At 40.2% G+C, this 19927-nt stretch carries 14 protein-coding genes; 11 read left to right on the top strand and 3 right to left on the bottom strand.

Going from position 1 to position 19927, the window contains the following annotated elements; all coding sequences use genetic code 11:
* Positions 1-101 precede the first annotated feature (101 nt).
* The 8 genes from E2P86_RS15960 (at position 102) to E2P86_RS15995 (ending at position 10021) form a co-directional block, all read left to right on the top strand.
* On the top strand, positions 102-584 hold the full coding sequence (locus tag E2P86_RS15960) for a thioredoxin family protein (protein WP_134433729.1): 483 nt from the start codon (positions 102-104) through the stop codon (positions 582-584).
* 77 nt (positions 585-661) lie between these two features.
* Entirely contained in the window at positions 662-1321 is a 660-nt protein-coding gene (locus E2P86_RS15965) for an FKBP-type peptidyl-prolyl cis-trans isomerase (RefSeq protein ID WP_085473184.1), read from the top strand.
* An 85-nt stretch (positions 1322-1406) separates the two neighbouring features.
* Positions 1407-2003, top strand: coding sequence for an FKBP-type peptidyl-prolyl cis-trans isomerase (locus E2P86_RS15970; RefSeq protein ID WP_134433730.1), 597 nt, complete (start codon positions 1407-1409; stop codon positions 2001-2003).
* 150 nt (positions 2004-2153) lie between these two features.
* Positions 2154-2732, top strand: a complete 579-nt coding sequence (locus E2P86_RS15975) for an RNA polymerase sigma factor (RefSeq protein WP_085473186.1) — start codon at positions 2154-2156, stop codon at positions 2730-2732.
* Positions 2733-2793: 61 nt separating this feature from the next.
* Entirely contained in the window at positions 2794-3888 is a 1095-nt protein-coding gene (locus tag E2P86_RS15980) for a FecR family protein (RefSeq protein WP_134433731.1), read from the top strand.
* Positions 3889-3902: 14 nt separating this feature from the next.
* Positions 3903-7382, top strand: a complete 3480-nt coding sequence (locus tag E2P86_RS15985; RefSeq protein ID WP_134433732.1) for a SusC/RagA family TonB-linked outer membrane protein — start codon at positions 3903-3905, stop codon at positions 7380-7382.
* Between the two features lie 13 nt (positions 7383-7395).
* Positions 7396-8808, top strand: a complete 1413-nt coding sequence (locus E2P86_RS15990) for a RagB/SusD family nutrient uptake outer membrane protein (RefSeq protein ID WP_134433733.1) — start codon at positions 7396-7398, stop codon at positions 8806-8808.
* 4 nt (positions 8809-8812) lie between these two features.
* Positions 8813-10021, top strand: coding sequence for a TlpA disulfide reductase family protein (locus E2P86_RS15995; protein ID WP_134433734.1), 1209 nt, complete (start codon positions 8813-8815; stop codon positions 10019-10021).
* A gap of 40 nt (positions 10022-10061) precedes the next feature.
* Here the strand turns inward: E2P86_RS15995 and gldB are convergent, their stop codons facing one another.
* Positions 10062-11096: a gliding motility lipoprotein GldB gene (gene gldB, locus E2P86_RS16000; protein WP_134433735.1), complete on the bottom strand. Its 1035-nt coding sequence runs from the start codon at positions 11094-11096 to the stop codon at positions 10062-10064.
* Positions 11097-11278: 182 nt separating this feature from the next.
* Here gldB and E2P86_RS16005 point away from each other — a divergent pair, with 182 nt between their 5' ends.
* The 3 genes from E2P86_RS16005 (at position 11279) to E2P86_RS16015 (ending at position 14275) form a co-directional block, all read left to right on the top strand.
* Positions 11279-11929 (top strand): porin family protein, encoded by a 651-nt coding sequence (locus tag E2P86_RS16005; protein WP_134433736.1) that lies wholly within the window; start codon positions 11279-11281, stop codon positions 11927-11929.
* A gap of 70 nt (positions 11930-11999) precedes the next feature.
* Positions 12000-13628, top strand: coding sequence for an NAD+ synthase (locus E2P86_RS16010; protein WP_134433737.1), 1629 nt, complete (start codon positions 12000-12002; stop codon positions 13626-13628).
* Between the two features lie 71 nt (positions 13629-13699).
* Positions 13700-14275: a DUF4136 domain-containing protein gene (locus E2P86_RS16015; protein ID WP_085473194.1), complete on the top strand. Its 576-nt coding sequence runs from the start codon at positions 13700-13702 to the stop codon at positions 14273-14275.
* Between the two features lie 542 nt (positions 14276-14817).
* Here the strand turns inward: E2P86_RS16015 and E2P86_RS16020 are convergent.
* Both E2P86_RS16020 and E2P86_RS16025 read right to left on the bottom strand, forming a co-directional pair.
* On the bottom strand, positions 14818-16254 hold the full coding sequence (locus tag E2P86_RS16020; protein ID WP_159451841.1) for a RagB/SusD family nutrient uptake outer membrane protein: 1437 nt from the start codon (positions 16252-16254) through the stop codon (positions 14818-14820).
* Positions 16255-16267: 13 nt separating this feature from the next.
* Positions 16268-19444 (bottom strand): SusC/RagA family TonB-linked outer membrane protein, encoded by a 3177-nt coding sequence (locus E2P86_RS16025; RefSeq protein WP_085473196.1) that lies wholly within the window; start codon positions 19442-19444, stop codon positions 16268-16270.
* Between the last annotated feature and the right edge of the window lie 483 nt (positions 19445-19927).

The raw sequence follows: 19927 nt of genomic DNA on the forward strand, positions 1-19927 counted from the left end.
AGGGGTTGGGCTTGTCCCCGCCTGCGTGGTTGGTAGAAAGTAGTTGGTTGTTAGTAGAGAGTAGTTCGTAGAGAAATAAAGACCTGTTAAAAGTTATACAGATGAAAAAGAAAGCAATCATATTCTTATTTTTCTTGTTGACCTTGTCGATGAGCCGCCTTCGTGCGCAACAGAAAGCAGCGGTTGTGAACTGGATTACCTTTGAGCAATTGTCGGACTCCTTAGCGATACACCCGAAAAAGGTTCTTCTCTTCTTCCACACCGATTGGTGTGCTTACTGCCGTAAGATGCAGCGGGAAGTATTCACGGACCCTAAAATAGTCACCCAATTAAATACACATTACTATGCCGTCCGCTTCGATGCGGAGAGCACAGATACCGTTTCTTTTGATGGGGCGCTGTACACCAACAGTGCTCCACAAAAGAAAACTGGAAGCTACCATAAACTAGCTGAACTTCTGGCAGCACGCCAGGGTACGTTCAGTTTCCCGACCACTATAATACTTAATGCACATTTTCAGGTACAAACACGCTCTTTTGAATACCTGGATCGAAAGAAACTCGCTCGAGTAATCGAGTTTTAAATCGTATTTTTTTATGTTTGCTGTAGCGTAGTCCTAATACCGCACGTTCTACCTAATGTTAAAGACTAAAAAATATTATGAAAAATCTATTTAAACCATTATTTGCCTTAGCTTTTGCTGCTGTTGCGTTGACTTCATGTAATAAAAGTGACAACACAGACTACGAAGCGGAGTACTTAAAAGAAGAGAAACGACTAGACTCTATCTTTACCGCAGATAATGCTAAAATTCAACGTTACATTGCAGAGACATCTTCTGACCCAGGAACATACCAAGAGGATAGTGTGAAAGTTAGATTTCATTACCTAGATAAGACAATTAAAAGAGGTATTTATTTCAAAGTTCTCTCTCAACCTACGGACGATACTTACGAATACAAAGCAACGAGCACGCAGTCTCTGACAGCTCCAAAACTTAAACTAAAATATACAGCAACTTTACTTGACGGCACTGTGGTACAGTCTGATACAGAAGGTTCAACATACTCCTTTAATGAGTCTCAGCCTAAAATTTTCAACCAGGCATGGTACTTTTCTTTCTTCCCATATGCTGTAAAATTCAACGGTCAAGATGTAAAAATATCTGGTCTAGGTGGTTTAACAAAAAATGGCTTGAAAAAAGGAAGTAAAATCCGGGTTATCACACCATCATACTGGGCCTTTGGAGGAAACACTAACGACAAGATCCCAGCAAACTCTCCATTAGTGTATGAGTTTGAAGTATTAACTATCGAGTAACAATAAACTTTTAGAATTAATATAGCGGAGGCCAGCGCTTAGCAAAGCAAGCTGGCTTTCCTTTTTTCCATTACAATAGACAAACATGAAAAAACTTTTTACTAAGCTATTTATCCTAGCGGCTTCTGTTGCGGCGTTAACATCTTGTAACAGCAAAAATGATTATGACAACAGCGACTACGAAAAAGAAATCGCACGCATAGATTCAACAAACAAAGCGCAAGCACCAAAGTTAAAAGACTATGCAGCAGCTAATTTTGAAAACCCAAAACTAGATACAGCATCAGGCATTTGGTTTGATGTCATAAGTGAGCCAGCAGACGACACGTACTCCTACGTAAGCGGTTCAGGTTCATTAACAAGCCCTGCGGTAAAAGCGAAATATGTAGGTAAATTAATGAATGGTACAACATTTGACTCTTCAACTGACGGTTCTGACTTTACCATTACTGCAGGTCAAGGCGGACTTATCGCAGCTTGGAAATTTGCCTTCTATCCGAAATCAATTAAATACAACGGTCAGACCTATCCTGTTGGCGGCATCACTGCGAATGGTTTGAAAAAAGGATCTAAGATTCAGTTCATAGCGCCTTCAACATTGTGTTATGACAACAGATCAAATGATAAGATTCCAGCAAACTCTCCGTTATTCTTCGAAATCGAGGTAATGACCATCCAGTAATTGCATCTTCTACAGTATATTTAACCTTATAAAAGCGGCATATCTGATTGGATATGCCGCTTTTGTATTTCATAATTCTTCCACAATTCACTCCGCGGACAGCTTCTTTTCACGCCAAACTATTATTTAATATCTTTGCGATGCAAAAAGATGGATATAGCGAAATACATAGCTTGCAGTGACGAGCAGTTGTTTCTCCTTATTAAAGAGGGAGATCATACCGCCTATCGTATTCTTTATGAACGTTTTTTCCCTATCTTATATGCGCATGCCACAAAGAAAGTTCCAGACAACGAGTTGGCCAAAGATATCCTACAAGATGTTTTTGTCAAACTATGGACCGCCGCGCCAACATTGGATGTAAAAGGAAAAATCAGTAACTATCTATACGGAGCCACACGTAATACCATCATCAACTACTACGTATCCTCTACGAAAGTACAAGATCACATGGCTGTTTTCACCCTGTACCAAAATCAAGTAGACAACTCCGTTATCGATAATCTCCAACTCAAAGAACTACAAGCTTTGATCGAAAAGGAAGTCGGTGCTTTGCCAGAGAAAATGCGCGACATCTTTAATCTAAGCAGAAAACAACAACTCTCACACAAAGAAATTGCCGACCTGCTCAATCTTTCCGAGCTAACGGTTAAGAAGCAAGTCGCGAACGCACTTAAAATTCTCAAGAAAAAAATCAACTATCATTTATTGTTGACTATACTTTTTTAATTTTTATCTACTCCCTTCCTCATTTTGGATTGTCATGTTATTAAAATGACCTAATTACATCATGAAAGAAATGCCAAATAAAGTCTTATTACAGAAATACCTAGCAGGTAAAGCCTCTCCTCTTGAACGGGAAGCTGTTGCACGTTGGTATACAGAACTGCAATACGACAGTACGGTGACTTCCTACGAAGAGGTGCAAGAAACCGTTTGGCAAAATATCCTTATCCAAACAAAATCTAAAAAGAAAGTTCGCACCTTATATATGAAATATGCTGCGGCTATCGTTTTAGCCTTGGTTTCATTGGCGGTAATATTCTTTCAACTACAAGAAACAACGACACCACCATTATCTGCACAACAAGTTCGTCCGGGCAGTAATAAAGCCGTCCTTTACCTCGACCAAGACTCCGTGGTATTGAGCGATCTCGACAGTGGCGAAGTTAAAATCCTTAAATATGCACAAGTAACAAAGCTTGGCGATGGCACGATAGCTTATCAGACACTTGCTAATGTTGCACCAGGAACCTGGACCAAACTCTCCACTCCAACGGGAGGTCAGTTTAAAATCTTATTGTCTGATGGGTCTACAGTGATGCTAAATGCAGCATCGACCTTAGAATTTCCGAATGTATTTGCATCAGATATACGCACAGTAAAACTAGATGGAGAAGCGTTCTTCGAGGTAAGCCATAACCCGGAAAAACCATTTATCGTAGAAAGTAAAAACCAAAAAACAAAAGTATTGGGCACCAAGTTTAACATCAGTTCCTATGCTGATAGTAAAACTACCACCTCGCTCGTCGAAGGTAAAATTGAAGTATCTACCGCAAATCAACGCATTGTCCTTCGTCCGGGAGAACAAACCATCAACGATGGGAACCAGTTGACTCATCTTAAAGCTTTGTCAAAGGCTGATACAGATTGGAAAGACGGTCACCTATCGTTTGAGAGTAAGCCCCTCGGCGAAATTATGCAGTCGGTCGCCAAATGGTATGATATCACCGTGTTCTTTGAAGAACCTGAACTGATGACGAAAACATTCACCGGAAGCGTACCGCGCAACAAACCGTTGGATGAAATCCTGCAAGCCTTAACCCTCACGGGGGAAGTCCATTTCCATCTCAAAGACAGAAAACTTACAGTAACAGCGAATTAACTAATAATCTAAATATGAATAAAATCTACAACCGATTGATGAGACCGATTGTGATGCGGTCTGCTGTCGCCCTATTGGTACTGCAAAGTACCACAGCGGTTACTGCACAAAAGATCACCATGAACACCCGGCAAGAAAACCTAAAGTCTGTACTAAAACAACTAGAAGGAAAAAGTAAGTACAAATTCCTCTATGCCGATGAGGCGATGACAAAGAGTGTGCCTGTCACGATAAATATGGAAAACAGTGATTTTAAAGCTGTTGTTACAGAAATCTTTCGCCAACAGCCATTTTCTGTTGAATTTACAGCGGATGCCGTAATTATCAATTCGCGCACTGCCACACAAGAGGTGACAACCATCCAGGGAAAGATCTCCGCCGCGGACGAAAAAAACGGGCTATCAGGCGTTACACTACGTTTAACCGGAAAGAACTACGACTTTGTCACTGTAACGGACGCCGCTGGTTATTACACCTTTCACAACATTATCCCCGGTAAATATCAGATCACGGCAAGTTATCTTGGCTACCGCCCGCATACTCAATCCGTGACGGTTGGGCGCGAGGAAGTAACCACCAATATTCAGCTGACAGTCGCAGAAAAAGAACTGGACCAAGTTGTTGTCGTGGGCTATGGCTCCACACAGCAACGTGACCTAACCAGCTCCGTAAGTAAAATATCGGGGGATAAACTACAAGATTTTTCGAATAATGCCACCACCTTTGAAAGTATCCTTGGTGGAGCAGCCAAAGGCGTGATGGTCACCCAAAACTCAGGTGAGCCCGGTAGTACGGCGAAACTAAATATCCGCGGAATTACCTCCCCTGTTTCGGGTAGCTCCAACGAACCTCTATACGTTATTGATGGCGTACCCTTCTTTATCGAATATCCGGATATCAACCCTTTATCGAATATCCCGGTATCGGAGATTGAAAGTATTGATATCCTAAAAGACGCCGCCGCAACCGCAATCTATGGTTCACGTGGTGCGAATGGTGTCGTTATCGTAAATACAAAAAGAGGAAAAAGGAACGCCAAATTCAGTGTTAATGCAGACTATACGCACTCGCTGAGCAATCCGATCAAGAACTACAAACCTTTATCTACCGCGGAGTTCAAACAAGCACAAACAACCTTGATTACGAATACCATCGATGCGATAAACAAAGGACAGATCGATCCATACGAAGCCATGTACGTACAGATACCTGCTTTGGAATCTTTTGCCACGATTTCTCCTGATAGTTTCGACGATTTCGACACACCGTTGACCTATAAGTATGAAGGCCTACGTGAAGATGCTTTTGGAAATACATTTACTGATTGGAACAAGGTTATTCAAAACAAAAATGCACGTACGTCCCAGTTTAATGTCAGCCTAACTGGCGGAAATGAAAACCATAACATGTCATTCAACTTCAACACAATTGATCAGGATGGTTTGTTTATTAATGACAATCTTAAACGATACAGCGGACGTGTAAGCTTTGACAGCAACATCAGTCGATACCTAAAAGTAGGTTCATCACTAGGTTATAGCGTAACAAAGCGCAACGATGGAGAATCGATGTTTACAGAAGGGAATACCAAGACATGGTTAGTGCGTCCCGATATTTTGCCGTACACGGAAAGTGGTGATTTTAACCGCATCGACGGTACAGGATCGTGGGGATATCCTGTGATGCTAGCGAATCCATTGGCACAGCGTCAAAACAAAAACAACAGTAACCTCGGGCAGTTCTTAGGTAGTGCATACGCCGAAATCGAAGTCATTAAAAATCTGAAGTTACGTTCTGATCTCAGCATTGCATCATACCAAAGCGAGGGAAGCCTCTTCTCTCCAAAAGTAGCGCAAGATGATCTTAGTATACTCGGTTCGACATTGTATTCGTCCCTATATACAAGCAACAGTAAAAACACCAATACCAGTCTAAACTTTAGAGGGGATTACACTTGGGCGACAGGTAATCATCATTTCAAGGCGATGGCAGGTTTCGGCTATGACCGATACTTCCTAACCAGTGGAAGCGTAACATACGACGACTTCCCAGATGATGAGGTCTTAACGAACGAACAATCTGCCGCCCGTGTTACTTTTTACAACAGTAGCAAATTAGATCGGGGATTAAACTCTATTTATAGTCGTTTGAACTACAAGTATGCAGATAGATACCTTGCAGAAGTAAATTTCAGAACAGATCAATCCTCTAAATTCGGACCAGGGAACCAACGCGCGTATTTCCCTTCCGTATCTTTGGGATGGCGTGTTTCGAATGAAAAATTCTTAGCCGATGTATCCGCAATCAGCGACTTAAAACTACGCGCAAGTTGGGGAAACACAGGGTCAACTAATATCAATGACTTCCTATATCGCCAGTTTTTCATCCGTGCATCCAATAACTTATGGGGCGGCCGACCAAGCGTTGTCTTAGAAAATACCCTTCCTAACAGAAACGTAAAATGGGAAAAAACAAGAGAGTATAACTTTGGCTTAGATTTCGGTTTCTTCGATAACCGGCTATTTGGTAGTTTCGACGTATACAATCGATACACCGAAGGTGCACTATCACCAGCGCCGGCGCCTTTGGAATCGGGATTCAAGAATTTCTATTCCAACCTGATTGACCTCAGCAACCGTGGATTTGAATTGGAGTTAGGGTATGAGATTATCCGAAGCAAAGATTTCGGATGGACAACAAGCTTTAATCTCTCGCGCAACAAAAATAGAATTGAACACCTAAATGGTGCAAATATCAGCGCATACCAACTCGACTCTTTTATTGAAGGACAACCTGCTGGCACGCTGAAAGGATACCGTGTAGAAAAAATCTTTAATGACCAAGCGGAAATAGATGACCTAAATGCGAAAGCACAGGATCTTGGCTTCGCGTACTACCAATCATTTTCAACAGGTCTAGGCGACTATAAATTTGCGGACCTAAACAATGACGGCCGTATCTCGACCGAAGACCGTACGATTATTGCTTCACCGCAGCCGAAATTCTTTGGCGGACTTTACTCGACGATGCGTTACAAAAGCTTTGGCTTATCGTTTGTTTTTCAATTCTCTAAAGGTGCACAAGCAATGTTAGACAACCTCTTGTTGGATAACTTCGGACGATTGGGAGAGAGTATCCACCGAGAGACTTTCGAAAACATGTGGACACCAGAAAACACGAATGCGAATTACGCCCGCATGGTATACTATGATCCTTCCAGTAACATGCGTTCATCAGATCGCTATGTATACGAAACATCATTCCTGCGCTTGAAAAATGTTAACCTGAGCTACAACCTACCAAGCAACTTGGCGCAGCATTGTCACTTACAATCGTTGGCCTTGCATGCGAGTATGTCTAATATTTTCACCATCACGAAATGGCCTGGTTTGGATCCGGAATTGATCGGTCCTTATATTACGACATCAACCAGTAATAATGACCCTTATCCATTATCAAAGACATTTTCATTTGGTGTAAGAGCAACCTTTTAACTGTATTTAAATTATGAACATCAAAAAAATAACACAGATATTCTGTTTTAGCGCGGTACTATCATCCTGCCAACTGGCGGGGAGTATCGACGATATAAAACCACACTATAAATTGGAAACCGACAACGTTATCCGGGATATGGAGTCGGCAGAAAATGCCTTGCGCGGAATTTACGAAAGCTGGCGTCAATGGGGCGTTTCCACGCCTCGTCCCCTTATGTCCATCCTTACCGGAGGCTTGATCCGAACAGGAGGGATTGCGGGCGAAGCAGGCTTTATCAACAATGATCTTCTTCCTACAAATATTGCACTTGCCGATATCTATCGGGATTATTACAGGATTATCAATACGGCAAACAACTTCATCGCTTTGATGGAGCAAGGAAAAGCTGCAAATATGCCCGAAAACAGAGTGAAAGAATGTATTGCAGAGGCAAAGATTCAACGCGCCTTAGCACACTTTTACTTACTCCGCTGCTTTGGATACTCCTTTGATGTAAACTCTAACTACGGGATCGTATTACGGAGCAAACCGTTTGAAGGTCTGGAGGTTGCGAAGCGAAATTCCGTTCAGGAGTCCTACCAATTCATTCTTGATGACCTCGCATACGGCATTCAGTTTGCCCCAGAAACAAACAAGCTGCATTACTACGTTTCTGTGCAAACCGCAAAAGCACTGAAAGCGAAAGTTCTACTATATATGAACAATTTCAGTGAAGCCGAAAAAATAGCGAAGGAAGTGCTAGAAAGCAGTAAACAGCAAGGTTACATTTTGGAGGCTAACTTTGGCGACATCTTCCTAAAAGGATACCGCTCTTCGGAGATTCTATTTTCAACCTATAACTTCGGATCCACAGAAAATGCACAAGTAAGTATCGAAAGAACGACTTTCAGTGAGTACAGCAGAAACGTGGCCGATTTACTTGTCGACAACAATGCAAATGGCAACACCTCAACGGGAGCTGGCCTCGACGGTCGTTTTGGCTACATGTATTCAGCTGCCACCAGAGGCCCGTTAATGAATGGTAAATATCCGTATGGTGCCAATGCCGTTGCACAACGTAACGCGCATATTCTTCTACGCCTTGGAGAGGTTTATCTCATCCACGCCGAGGCGGCAGCACGAAACAAAAATTATGGTGCTGCAAGAGAGAGTCTACAAACTATAGCTTCCCGTGCTGGATACAAATCCGACTATGCTTCTCTTATTTCTAATGAACGTTTAGTCAACGTAATTTTTGAACACAAGTGGTTGGAACTATTATCAGAAAACAGTGAAGATTGGTTTGACTATGTACGTTATTACAAGCTAAAAGATATCGCTATCAACAGTATCAAAAATACCATTACACAGGATAGGCAATTGATCTTGCCTATTCCAACGACCGCATTAGCTGGAAACAACCTATTAGAACAAAACCCTTAAAATCATGATAAAAAAGATTGTCCTCAGTTCTTTCTTGCTGGCACTAGCAAGTATCGGCGCACCTTACGCGCAACAAACCTTTACGATAAAAGGTAAAGTACGTGGAAATACCGCAAACGGCACCCGCGTATACCTTACGAAACCCAATGAAACCGGGGAAACAAGAATTGACTCTACTGTTATTAAAAATAACACATTTACCTTTAAAGGAAAATTAGACAAACCGGCTATGTACCGAGTATTCCTTACAAAAGGGAAAGGTGCAGAAGCGAAGAAGCCAGAAAATTGGCTTGCATCCGGCTTCTATGTAGACGCGGGCACGATTACCTATGATGGTCATATCGATAGTCTACCATCTTACTACTACAGACCAAAACAACCCAATGTAAAACCAAAAATTAAAGGTTCAAAAGCACAAGATCTGGCGGATCAGCTTGCTGCCTCCATCAGCAAACAACGTCGTGAGATCAATCGTTTAGATGAGGAATACTTAACGAAATATCATTTGCCTTCACTAGACAATATCTTCAATACAGCAGAAGGTATTGCGCTACTACAAAAGATGCATCCCTTAGAGCAGGAAGTAGATTCCATAAAAATGCTGTTCATCAAAAACAACCCACAGAGTGTCGTGGCTTTTGATACCGCGCGTAATTTCTTTTATGCTATGGACCTCGCCCTCACACCAACTGAAATCGATGAAATGATCGGTTTTTTAACGGCAGACTGGAAAGGCACCCCCGAATTTGCATCCCTTAAAGCGGCAGCGGATCAAGCCAAAAGAACAGCCATTGGCGCGCAATACTTAGATGGAAAGATCTTGGACAAAAGTGGTAAGGAAGTAACACTTTCCAGCATATTCCCGAAAGATAAAAAATATATCTTATTGGAATTCTGGGCTTCATGGTGTGGTCCTTGCCGTGGCGAAATTCCACATTTGAAGCATAGCTACCAGGTATGGAAAGACAAAGGTTTTGATATTGTTAGTATCTCTTTAGACCAAAAAGATGCCGATTGGCGGAAGGCAATGGATGCAGAGGATATGAAATGGAATCAATACAACGCTAACGGTGGTTTTGATTCACCTATTATCCAAGACTACAACATCAAGGGGATTCCATATGCTTTGTTGGTTGACAGTAGTGGCAAGATCGTTCGTAGCGGTATGCGAGGTGCATCGCTTGATTTAGCTCTCGAAGAGCTTTTGAAGTAAAAATAATAAAAACGGCTTTCCATATGGAAGGCCGTTTTTATTATTTCCCTTTATACTTTGATTGCTCCAAAATCTCTTGTGCATTACTATTAGCAAGCAGGGCTTTCAAAGTGACCTCCGGATTTCGCTCCATATACTTACGAATTAACATCCATCCCAGGTAAGTTCCCAACTTCGGCGCTGATTCATTATTTTCTCCTAACTCCGCCGTAAAAGGACCTTCTGTAAAATATTTCTGAATCCGTAAATGATCGGTATTATACAACAGGTCCTCTTGTAGAAACCAAGACCATACTTCTCCTTCATAACCTTTCGCCCATTCGAGTTGTTTTGCCGTATAACCAATCTTGAGGCTATCCGCCGTTTCCGGAAGAATAGAATCCATCGCCAGCAAAATCTTACCCTGATAGACCATATGCTGTAAGCTACTCGTATTATTTTCATCCGGCGGATACAAATCCTGTCTCAAAATACTTTCCACGACACGCGGTGTAATATTCTCCGGCGTAAATCGACGCGACAAGTATAATGGAATATCTCGTACTAAGGATGGATAAAATTTGGAGTCACTCCCTAAAAACATATCCAACCCAATCCCTACATACCCCTCTCCAATAGGCACCTGCACAGAAAAACCGGAAAAAAACGAGTAAAACCGTGGCACGTTATACGCTGGGAAATAATACTTCATATAGCGCATCGCTAGACTCAACTTCTTCTCTTGCGTTTGTAGGGAGGGATATTTTTCGGCAACAGCAGCGGCAAGATTCTTAAAATCCTCCTGCTGTAAAATTCGCTTCATCATATAGTCGATATACAGGGTGTCCCGCGCATCTCCGACTTCTAGCATATGGAGCATAAAATCTTGATAAAAGGGGGCATACTTCGTCTGCCACAATTTATTTTGTTTTAGTACCGATAAAGTATCCAGTTGCGCCAGCTCTTGATCAAAACGTTCAATCTTAACATCAGCCTTGATATGCGAAATATCCGGTGTCTTCTTGTTAGATTGACATGACAACAAACAAACAAAAAAGAAGAGGCCAAACGGGAAGAACAAACGAAATGATGGCATAATGCTGTATTAATATGTAAGCGCTAGTAAACTTTACAAGTTTACTGCAAAGATCGCTAGGAGACAAATTTTTTACTGAATAGCGTGTGCTGCCTGTCTTAGTATCAACCTCGTTAAAGCCGGTTGCATCAACCACTAAATAGAATATAATTGCTATTTTTACAGCTACAAACAATCACATAATGAGAAAAAACGTTCTATTTACCTTGTTCCTCTCTATAGCGCTACTTCCTGGATACCATAGTAAAGCACAGTATTACCATCAAGAAAAAAACCTTTCATTAGGATTACAATTTAACCCCAATATTGGATGGTTGTCTTATGGAGATGATGATCAATATCGTGCAGAATCAAAAGTAGGTTTCTCGTACGGTCTACTGGCCGACATCGGTTTTAACAGAAACTACTATTTTTCGACTGGTTTATTTATCAATAGCCTACAAAGTCGTGTGGAGAACCAAACGAACCTGACTAGTGGTATTACCCAGAAAGTATACCGCTTGCAATATGCTGAAGTTCCCTTGGCAATCAAGCTAAAAACAAATGAAGGTCGCTCAGGGCGTTTTTATGGTCAATTTGGTTTCACCGCTGGTGTAAAGGTATCAGGCAAAGAAAAACTAGAAAATAATCCCGAAGGAACTCGTTTCCGACCTATTTCTGGCGATGATATATTCCGCTTAGGCTTACTTGTCGGTGCAGGCGGAGAATGGCGGTTGACCAATAGCTTATCCGCTGTGACGGGACTTTCGTACAATAATGGTTTTACACGGACAATGAAAGAAGGCAGCCCTAAGCTATCTTATGTTTCCTTTAATCTTGGCTTGCTGTTCTAATTCGGCATAACATGTGATTCCGTCACCGCACGCGAAACTTTTTTGCCTAAAAAATGTTAATTTAGATACCATGAAAATTGCACTCGCCCAATTAAACTATCATATCGGAAACTTCCCGGACAACACAGCGAAGATCATTACAGCCATTACGAACGCTAAGAACGAAAAGGCGGATTTGATTGTCTTTGCAGAACTAGCAGTAGGTGGATATCCGGCGAAAGATTTATTACGTAACCATCGCTTTTTAGCGGAATGCAACCAGAGTTTGGCCGAGATTGCCTCCCACTGTACGGATATTGCGTGCATTCTTGGTGCCCCCGTAAAGAATGAAGATCTCGAAGGGAAGCCGCTTTACAATGGAGCGGTGTATCTTGAAAAAGGCGCTATAAAAGAGGTTGTACACAAAAGCTTTCTTCCAGATTACGATGTATTTGATGAATACCGGTACTTTGAGCCCAATAAGCACTTTAACTGTATCGAGATCAATGGGCAAAAAGTAGCCCTTACGGTATGTGAAGATTTATGGGATGACGATACAGCGAACTCTTATGTGGGAGACCTCATGTCCGAATTAAGGAAGGAAGATCCAACCTTAATCATCAATATTGCCGCTTCACCCTTTTCGTACACGCACTTTCAGAACCGATTGAATGTACTTAAGCGCAATGTGATCAAGACCGCTTGCCCGTTGATATATGTAAATCAAGTCGGTGCACACACGGACATTATTTTTGATGGACGCTCTTTGGCTTTAGATAGAAACGGTGATATTATTAGCGAGTTACATAGTTTTGAGGAAGACTTTAGAATAATTGATTTCGGTACTGAATTAAAAACGGTCGCACCTAGAGAAACTTCGGAAATCGAGATGATCCACGGTGCTTTAATCCTTGGCTTACGCGATTATTTTCGTAAATCAGGCTTCAAAAAAGCTATTTTAGGCCTCTCTGGAGGACTTGATTCTGCAGTAGTCGCAGCTTTAGCGTGTGAGGCTTTGGGGGCAGAAAATGTCTTAGCGATTCTATTACCCTCGAAATACTCGAGTGACCATTCGATCAAGGATGCATTAGATCTGGTCAAGAATACAGGGTGTGAACACCAAATTATCCCTATTGAAGATGTAGCTCTTTCTTTTGAAAAAGTACTTAAAAACTCATTTAAGGGAACAACACCAGACACGACGGAAGAGAATATCCAAGCGCGTGTTCGCGGAACCATCTTGATGGCTCTGTCTAATAAATTTGGTCATATCTTGCTCAACACCTCCAATAAAAGTGAGGCCGCTGTGGGCTATGGCACATTGTACGGTGATATGGCGGGTTCTTTAAGCGTTATAGGTGATGTGTATAAAACACAGGCTTTCGCTCTGGCGCGTTACATCAATAGAGAGCGAGAAATTATACCCATCAACACCATTGTAAAGCCACCGTCCGCAGAGCTACGTCCAGATCAAAAAGATTCTGATTCCCTGCCTCCATACGAGATTCTGGATAGCGTATTGTTTCAGTTGATCGAGTTGGAGAAAGCGGGGTCTGAAATTGTAAATTCTGGTTTTGAAGAAAGCTTAGTGCACCGTGTCTCGAAACTGTTAAATAACGCGGAATTTAAGCGTTTTCAAGCACCTCCAATTTTACGGGTGAGTCCAAAAGCGTTTGGTAGCGGTCGTGTGATGCCTCTGGTTGCAAAATTTTCTTTTTAGTCGTTAAACTATTAACACGACTTAGAGTCAAATGGTTAGTAAAATGAAAAAGAAGTAAACAATATATACAGATGAAAAAGTTAGTCTATATTTTCGCTTTAGGGCTCCTCACGGTATTCGCCTCCTGTTCGTCAGTACAATATAACACGACGCGTGTACAGAGCCAAGATTTTAGCCAATATAAAACATATGGCTGGTTGACTCCGGTCGACTCTCTTTCAAAAAATTATTACAGCAATGATATTGCAAAAGGGAATATCATAGCCGCAGCGAATAAGGAGCTGGAGGCAATGGGTATGCAATACGTGAAAGAAAACCCTGATATCTTGTTCCGCTATATAACTATCGTGAACAATAAAAGTCGCTTAGTATACAACAATGCTTATTGGGGCATGGGTTGGGGCGGTCCATGGGGTTGGTATAGACCTTGGGGATGGTACGGTTACGGTGGATACAGCTACCCAGTGGGCAGTGAAAAATATCGTTATGCACATTTAATCATCGAAGCAATTGATCGTCGTACAAATTCTGTCGTATGGCAAGCAAGAGGTTCTTCGGAAATAAATACGCCAGAGAAATCGATTAACAAACTCCCTGAAGTGGTCAATGGCATATTTAAACATTATCCGCTGAAGGCTAAGAAATAGGTATTATCGGAGAGACACAAAAGATTGTGTCTCTTTTTTTTATTCATAAAATTTAATAAATAGTGGGATTTTCTTTCTATTAAGATCAAAAAAAGGAAATTGACAATCAAGAAGAAACTAATACCTTGTTGAATAAATGCAAAAGCAGTTAACCACTCACTTTGTATGCTCAATAGACAATTCCTTTTAACCTAAACAGATTTAACTGAGCAATACCTCACTCTGCAATACGAGTGCATTCAGTTGTTTAATTGTAATGATCTCTGTTAAAACCAAAATTACCAAAAGCAGTTAGAAATATAAATCGTAGATACAACGATAGTTCAAGGTAATTTAAGTTCTGGGATTCTATTTAAAGAGAATTTGTGCAACGTACATATGACCACACCTTCATACTTTACGTATATTGTTTGGTGCAAACCATGGCTATTTGCCAAATTACAAATCAATATTTAATATAAAAAGAAGACCCCGTCAATATATGCGGGGTCTTCATATAAGAAACTATTCAAGTTCCTTTTTAAGTCCAAGAACTAGATCTATTAGTAATCTTTATTCTGCACTAAATTTGGATTTTGCTGAACTTCAGCAAATGGGAATGGAAAAACAACATATGACGACCCCCATGGTTGTAATAAAACAGTACCATGTGCAGGAATATCACGTTTCGTTCTCAAATATTCAAAAAGAGCATGACCTTCAAAAGCAAGTTCAATTCTCTTCTCTAGCAAAATCGCATCGATCAACTGTTGCTTTGTTGTAGCAGTAATATTAGTTGATGCATCAGAACGATGTCTAATATTATTTACCAATGTAAGTGCTTCAGCATTTACGGCAGTTCCTGCTTCTAGGTTTGCTAAAGCTTCTGCTTTATTAAGTACAACTTCAGCATAACGAATAACCGGAACCCAATCAGCAATAGTCGTATATTTACCATTCCAATACGTTGTCACCGCTGGTGCCCCATTATTTCCTGGCGTTACAACAGTAGTAATTAAATCCGTACGACGTTTATCAGTTGCTGTCATTAAATTAACAAAACCTGAAGACACCTGAATATCAGCACGATTCTTTGGAGAATAGTGTTGCGCTAATGCATGGTTCGTATTAGGATTGTCACCACCATTATGAGCTACAGAAAAAATACTTTCTTTTGTAGTCGATGTTTCAAAAGTTGATTTCGGAGCTGCATTTAAAGAATACAAGTTCAATCCTTCCAGTTCATTAGCATACTTCAAAGCTTCTTGGTAATTACCTTGATATAAATAGATTCTAGATAATAAAGCATATACACCGCCTTTTGTAGCACGACCAACAGAAGCAAAATTACGTGTTGCACTAGCTAAAGGCAAATTAGGAAGAGCTTCATTCAAGTCTAGAATAATTTGATCATAGACCTGCTTAACTGTATTTCTTGGGACCCTGTGCGATGGGTCAAACGGTAAATCTGTGGCTGTTAAAACTAACGGCACGCCTAAGTGCGAAGCGTCGGCAGTAAATTGATACGGTTGAGCCCAGAAATTTACCAAATAGAAATAAGTAAGTGCACGAATGAATTTCGCTTCTGCAATATATTTCGCTTCATTTTCAGGAGTAGCAACACCTGTATATACGCCAATATTACGGATAAACAAATTAGCTTCATTAATTGTCCGGTATGCACCAACAAAAGCATCTCTTACTGTAATATCAGTCGAAAGCAAGGTATTGAAGCTGGACATATTACCGAAAAATGTCGGCACTCCACAATCGATACCTCGAATATCAGCGTATATCAAAGCACGTCCACCAAGAAAATCTCTATTCTGCAGTGCATCATACATACCCGTTGCAGTTTTATCAATTCTGTCAGGAGTCGAGAAAGCGATTTGAGGAGACAACTGTGCATACGGATCTTCAAAAATTTGTTTCTCACAGGAAGAAAAAATGCTTCCTGTAGAAATCAATGATCCGAGTATAAGTAATTTAATATTTTTCATGATTAAAATTCGTTTAGAGAGAAACATTTAGACCAAAAGTGAACGTTCTTGGTTGAGGAACAGATCTACTATCAACTCCAATAGCAATATTAGAATTGTTACGGTTTGAGTTTACCTCAGGATCTGGTCCCGAGTAACCTGTAATTACGAATGGATTATACACCTGAGCATACAAACGTAATTTGTTTAAACCCGTACGGCTCAATGCTGCACTCTGGAACGTGTAGCCTAAGCTAATCGTTCTAAATCTTAAGAAGTCACCTTTCTCCAAGAATCTTGTTGAAGCCTGATTAGCTGTATTGTCAGTTAAAAATAAACGAGGAACATCAGTATTTTGTCCTGGTGTTGTCCAGCGGTCTAGGATCTCTGCATCGTTATTTAAAAATCCATTTGTCAACATAGAGGATTTTGTTGTATTATAGATATAGAAGCCCCCTGTGTAAACCATAGAAATACCTAAATCAAAGTTTTTATAAGCGAAGTTATTGTCTAAGCCTCCATAATATTTAGGCAAACCACTCTTATTCGTATAAACTGCATCAGAGCCTGTAACAGCACTAGTAAATGTACCATCGTCTAATGTCCAACGACGAGCTGCAGTTGTTGCGTCAGGGTTATATGTCTTTCTAACACCATCAGCCGTTAGCCACATTGGATTACCAGTTTCAGAATCAACCCCAGCCCATCTTAACAATTTAAATGTTCCTAAAGTTCTACCTACACTAGCTACAGAGTTTCCAGAAGTAATGTCTACATTTTGTGTAACTAATTCTGTAACACGGTTTCTTATTGCCGTGAAGTTCACAGATGTTGTCCAAGTGAAGCCATCTTTTTTCATCGTTTCAATATTAGCCGAGAATTCTATTCCTTTATTATTCATCGAACCAATATTGGTATCCACAGAACCTGGCGTACTTGCAGTTCTAGATGGTGCACCAACTGTAAATAGAGGTTGTGCGGCCAATACTAGACCAGAAATGTTATTATAGAAATAATCAATTACAAAGTTGAAACGATTGTCGAAGATATTAAAGTCAACTCCAACATTGTATTTGTTCGAAGTTTCCCATTTCAAATCAGGGTTACCAATTTGATAAGCAGAGAAACCATTTTGACTCGCATATGAACCTCCTCCATAAAGTGCTCTCCATGCATAAGATCCAATACCTCTCGAGTTACCAACTTTACCGTAACTAGCTCTAACTTTCAAATAAGAAATCCAGTCAGTTTCCTTTAGAAAATCTTCTTCAGAAGCTACCCATCCTAATGATACAGAAGGAAAATATCCCCACTTCGAATTTTTACCAAAAGCAGAATATGCATCTGTTCTAAAGGCAGCATCTAACATATACTTATTATTGTATACATAACCCAACCTAGAAAAATACGATTGTAATCCATTAGAAAACACATTACCACCACTTAATAACATTGTATTATCTGTACCCGGAATGGTTCCTGTATAACCTCCATCAATGATGTCCGTAAAATACTCGTCACTAATGTTACTTGCTCCTGCATAAACCTGCTTTTCTTTCGTAAACTGATACTCTGTACCCACAGTAGCAGACACACGGTGAACACTAGCGAAAGTTTTATCGTAATTCGCAAAGTTCTGCCATACCCACTGATTTCTATTTCTAAAGTTATCTTGAATTAATCCATTATACGCAAAACCCAGACCACCAATCATAGGATGGCTGTATTGATGTTCGTAGTTATTTAGATAATCAATACCAAATTTACTTGTAATTCTCAAGCCGCTAACAGGCTGTACCTCAATGTATCCATTTGCTAAAAGCTGCTCTGGTGTATTTTGATTCTTCTGTAAATTTAAAGTAGCAATCGGGTTTGCGATGTTACCAGATAGATTTGTAGAAGCTAACGTAGTAATATTGTTACCATATCCTAAATAACCAGTTGAACCTAAATTATATCCATTCTTACCATTAATTGCTAATGTTGGAAAGGCATTTAGCGCTGCAACAGTTGCGCCTGCGATGTAACGATCTGTTAAAACCCCATCATTAGCAGTTTTACTGTACGATAGTGAAATCCCTGATTTAAACCATTTTGTTGGCTTAATATCACCATTAATACGTACCTGACCTGTTTTAAGTTGATTCTGAACAAGAATACCCTTTTGATCTAAATAGCGAGCTGAAGCGAAGAAGTTCCCTTTTTCACTACCTGAAGAAATCGACAATGAGTTATCATACCCAATACCTGTTCTATAAACCTCATCTAACCAATTGGTTCTATCATTTACACCGTCTCCATCTACATCGCTTTCTTTCGCAATTTCAGTTACGCCACCAAAACGAACAGCTGCATTTTTAGCCTTTTCGTTATTAATCGTGATAAACTGATCTCCATCCAATAAAGAAATTAATTTTGAAGCTTTGCTAGAAGTTAATTTTGAGTCAAATGTAACATTAGACACTCCATTTTTTCCTCTTTTCGTATTAATTATGATAACACCGTTAGCAGCGCGAGATCCATATAATACAGCAGCACTAGCATCCTTCAATACTTCGATAGACTCGATATCATTGCTATTGATCATTGAAAGAGGGTTAAAACGTGTTCCATCACCGCTATTAAATGTGTTTACGTTTTCAACATTATTCATTGGAACCCCATCAATAACGTACAAAGGTAATGAACTGGAAGAAATAGAGTTTACACCGCGAATACGTACCGAAACACCGTCTCCTAACGTACCTCCTGTACTACCAATCTGTACACCCGCAAGTTTACCAGACAAAGCCTGCTCAAAACTTAAAGATGGTTCGGCAGCAAGTTTAGCACCTTTCACACTTCCTTGTGAACCTGTCAAATCTTTAATTTGGCGAATCCCGTAACCTGTAACTACAACCTCTTCTAAAGCTGTTTCATCAGAAACTAAGCTCACGTTAATTATTGATTGAGAATTAACGTTAACACGTTGCGCTACGTAACCTATGTAGGTAAATGCCAGAGTAGCATTATTAGGAACATTAATAGAATAGTTCCCTGAACCATCGGTCTGAGCAGCGGTTGAACTTCCCACAAGAGCAACCGAAACCCCACTTAGAGGCGATCCATCACTTGCAGACGTTACTTTACCACTCACCTGACGGTTCTGCGCATATGCAGCCCCTACAAGAAGCGTACACAGCAGAAAAATACTGAGTAATTTTTGTTTCATATGTTTGTTGTTTAGTTAATTGTATTCTTTTTCAAAGCAGTAGAAAAACTTAAACTTCAATGCTTTACTCAAAATCAAAAGATTCCTCATGGCACTAAAGAATTACGTATTCCCGAAAAAAAAGAACTAGTTAGCCGCTTAATTCAAATCTAGTCTTGTTAGTTTATAGTAGTTGTGTAACAAACTTCGTGTATGTTAAAATTTGTTAAAACTAATGCAAATATATAATAAAAAACCAATGTGCAAACTTTTTAACCGCTTTTTCTATTTTCATTTCATTAAGATTTTGTTAAATCATAGTTCAAAGGCATATTTTTTCAAGCTCTTTTTTACGATTGTATCAAACAGCGAATATTGGCCAAGGATTCTAGAGGTTTATTTCGCCGAATAATTTGCACAAAAGTTAATTGGGTTGTAGCATAAACAACCCTAGCCTGACACTGTTTTATAGCGAATTTTTTCACATAGGCATTGTATATTCAC

The sequence above is a fragment of the Sphingobacterium psychroaquaticum genome, from assembly GCF_004421025.1.
Lineage (GTDB): Bacteria > Bacteroidota > Bacteroidia > Sphingobacteriales > Sphingobacteriaceae > Sphingobacterium > Sphingobacterium psychroaquaticum.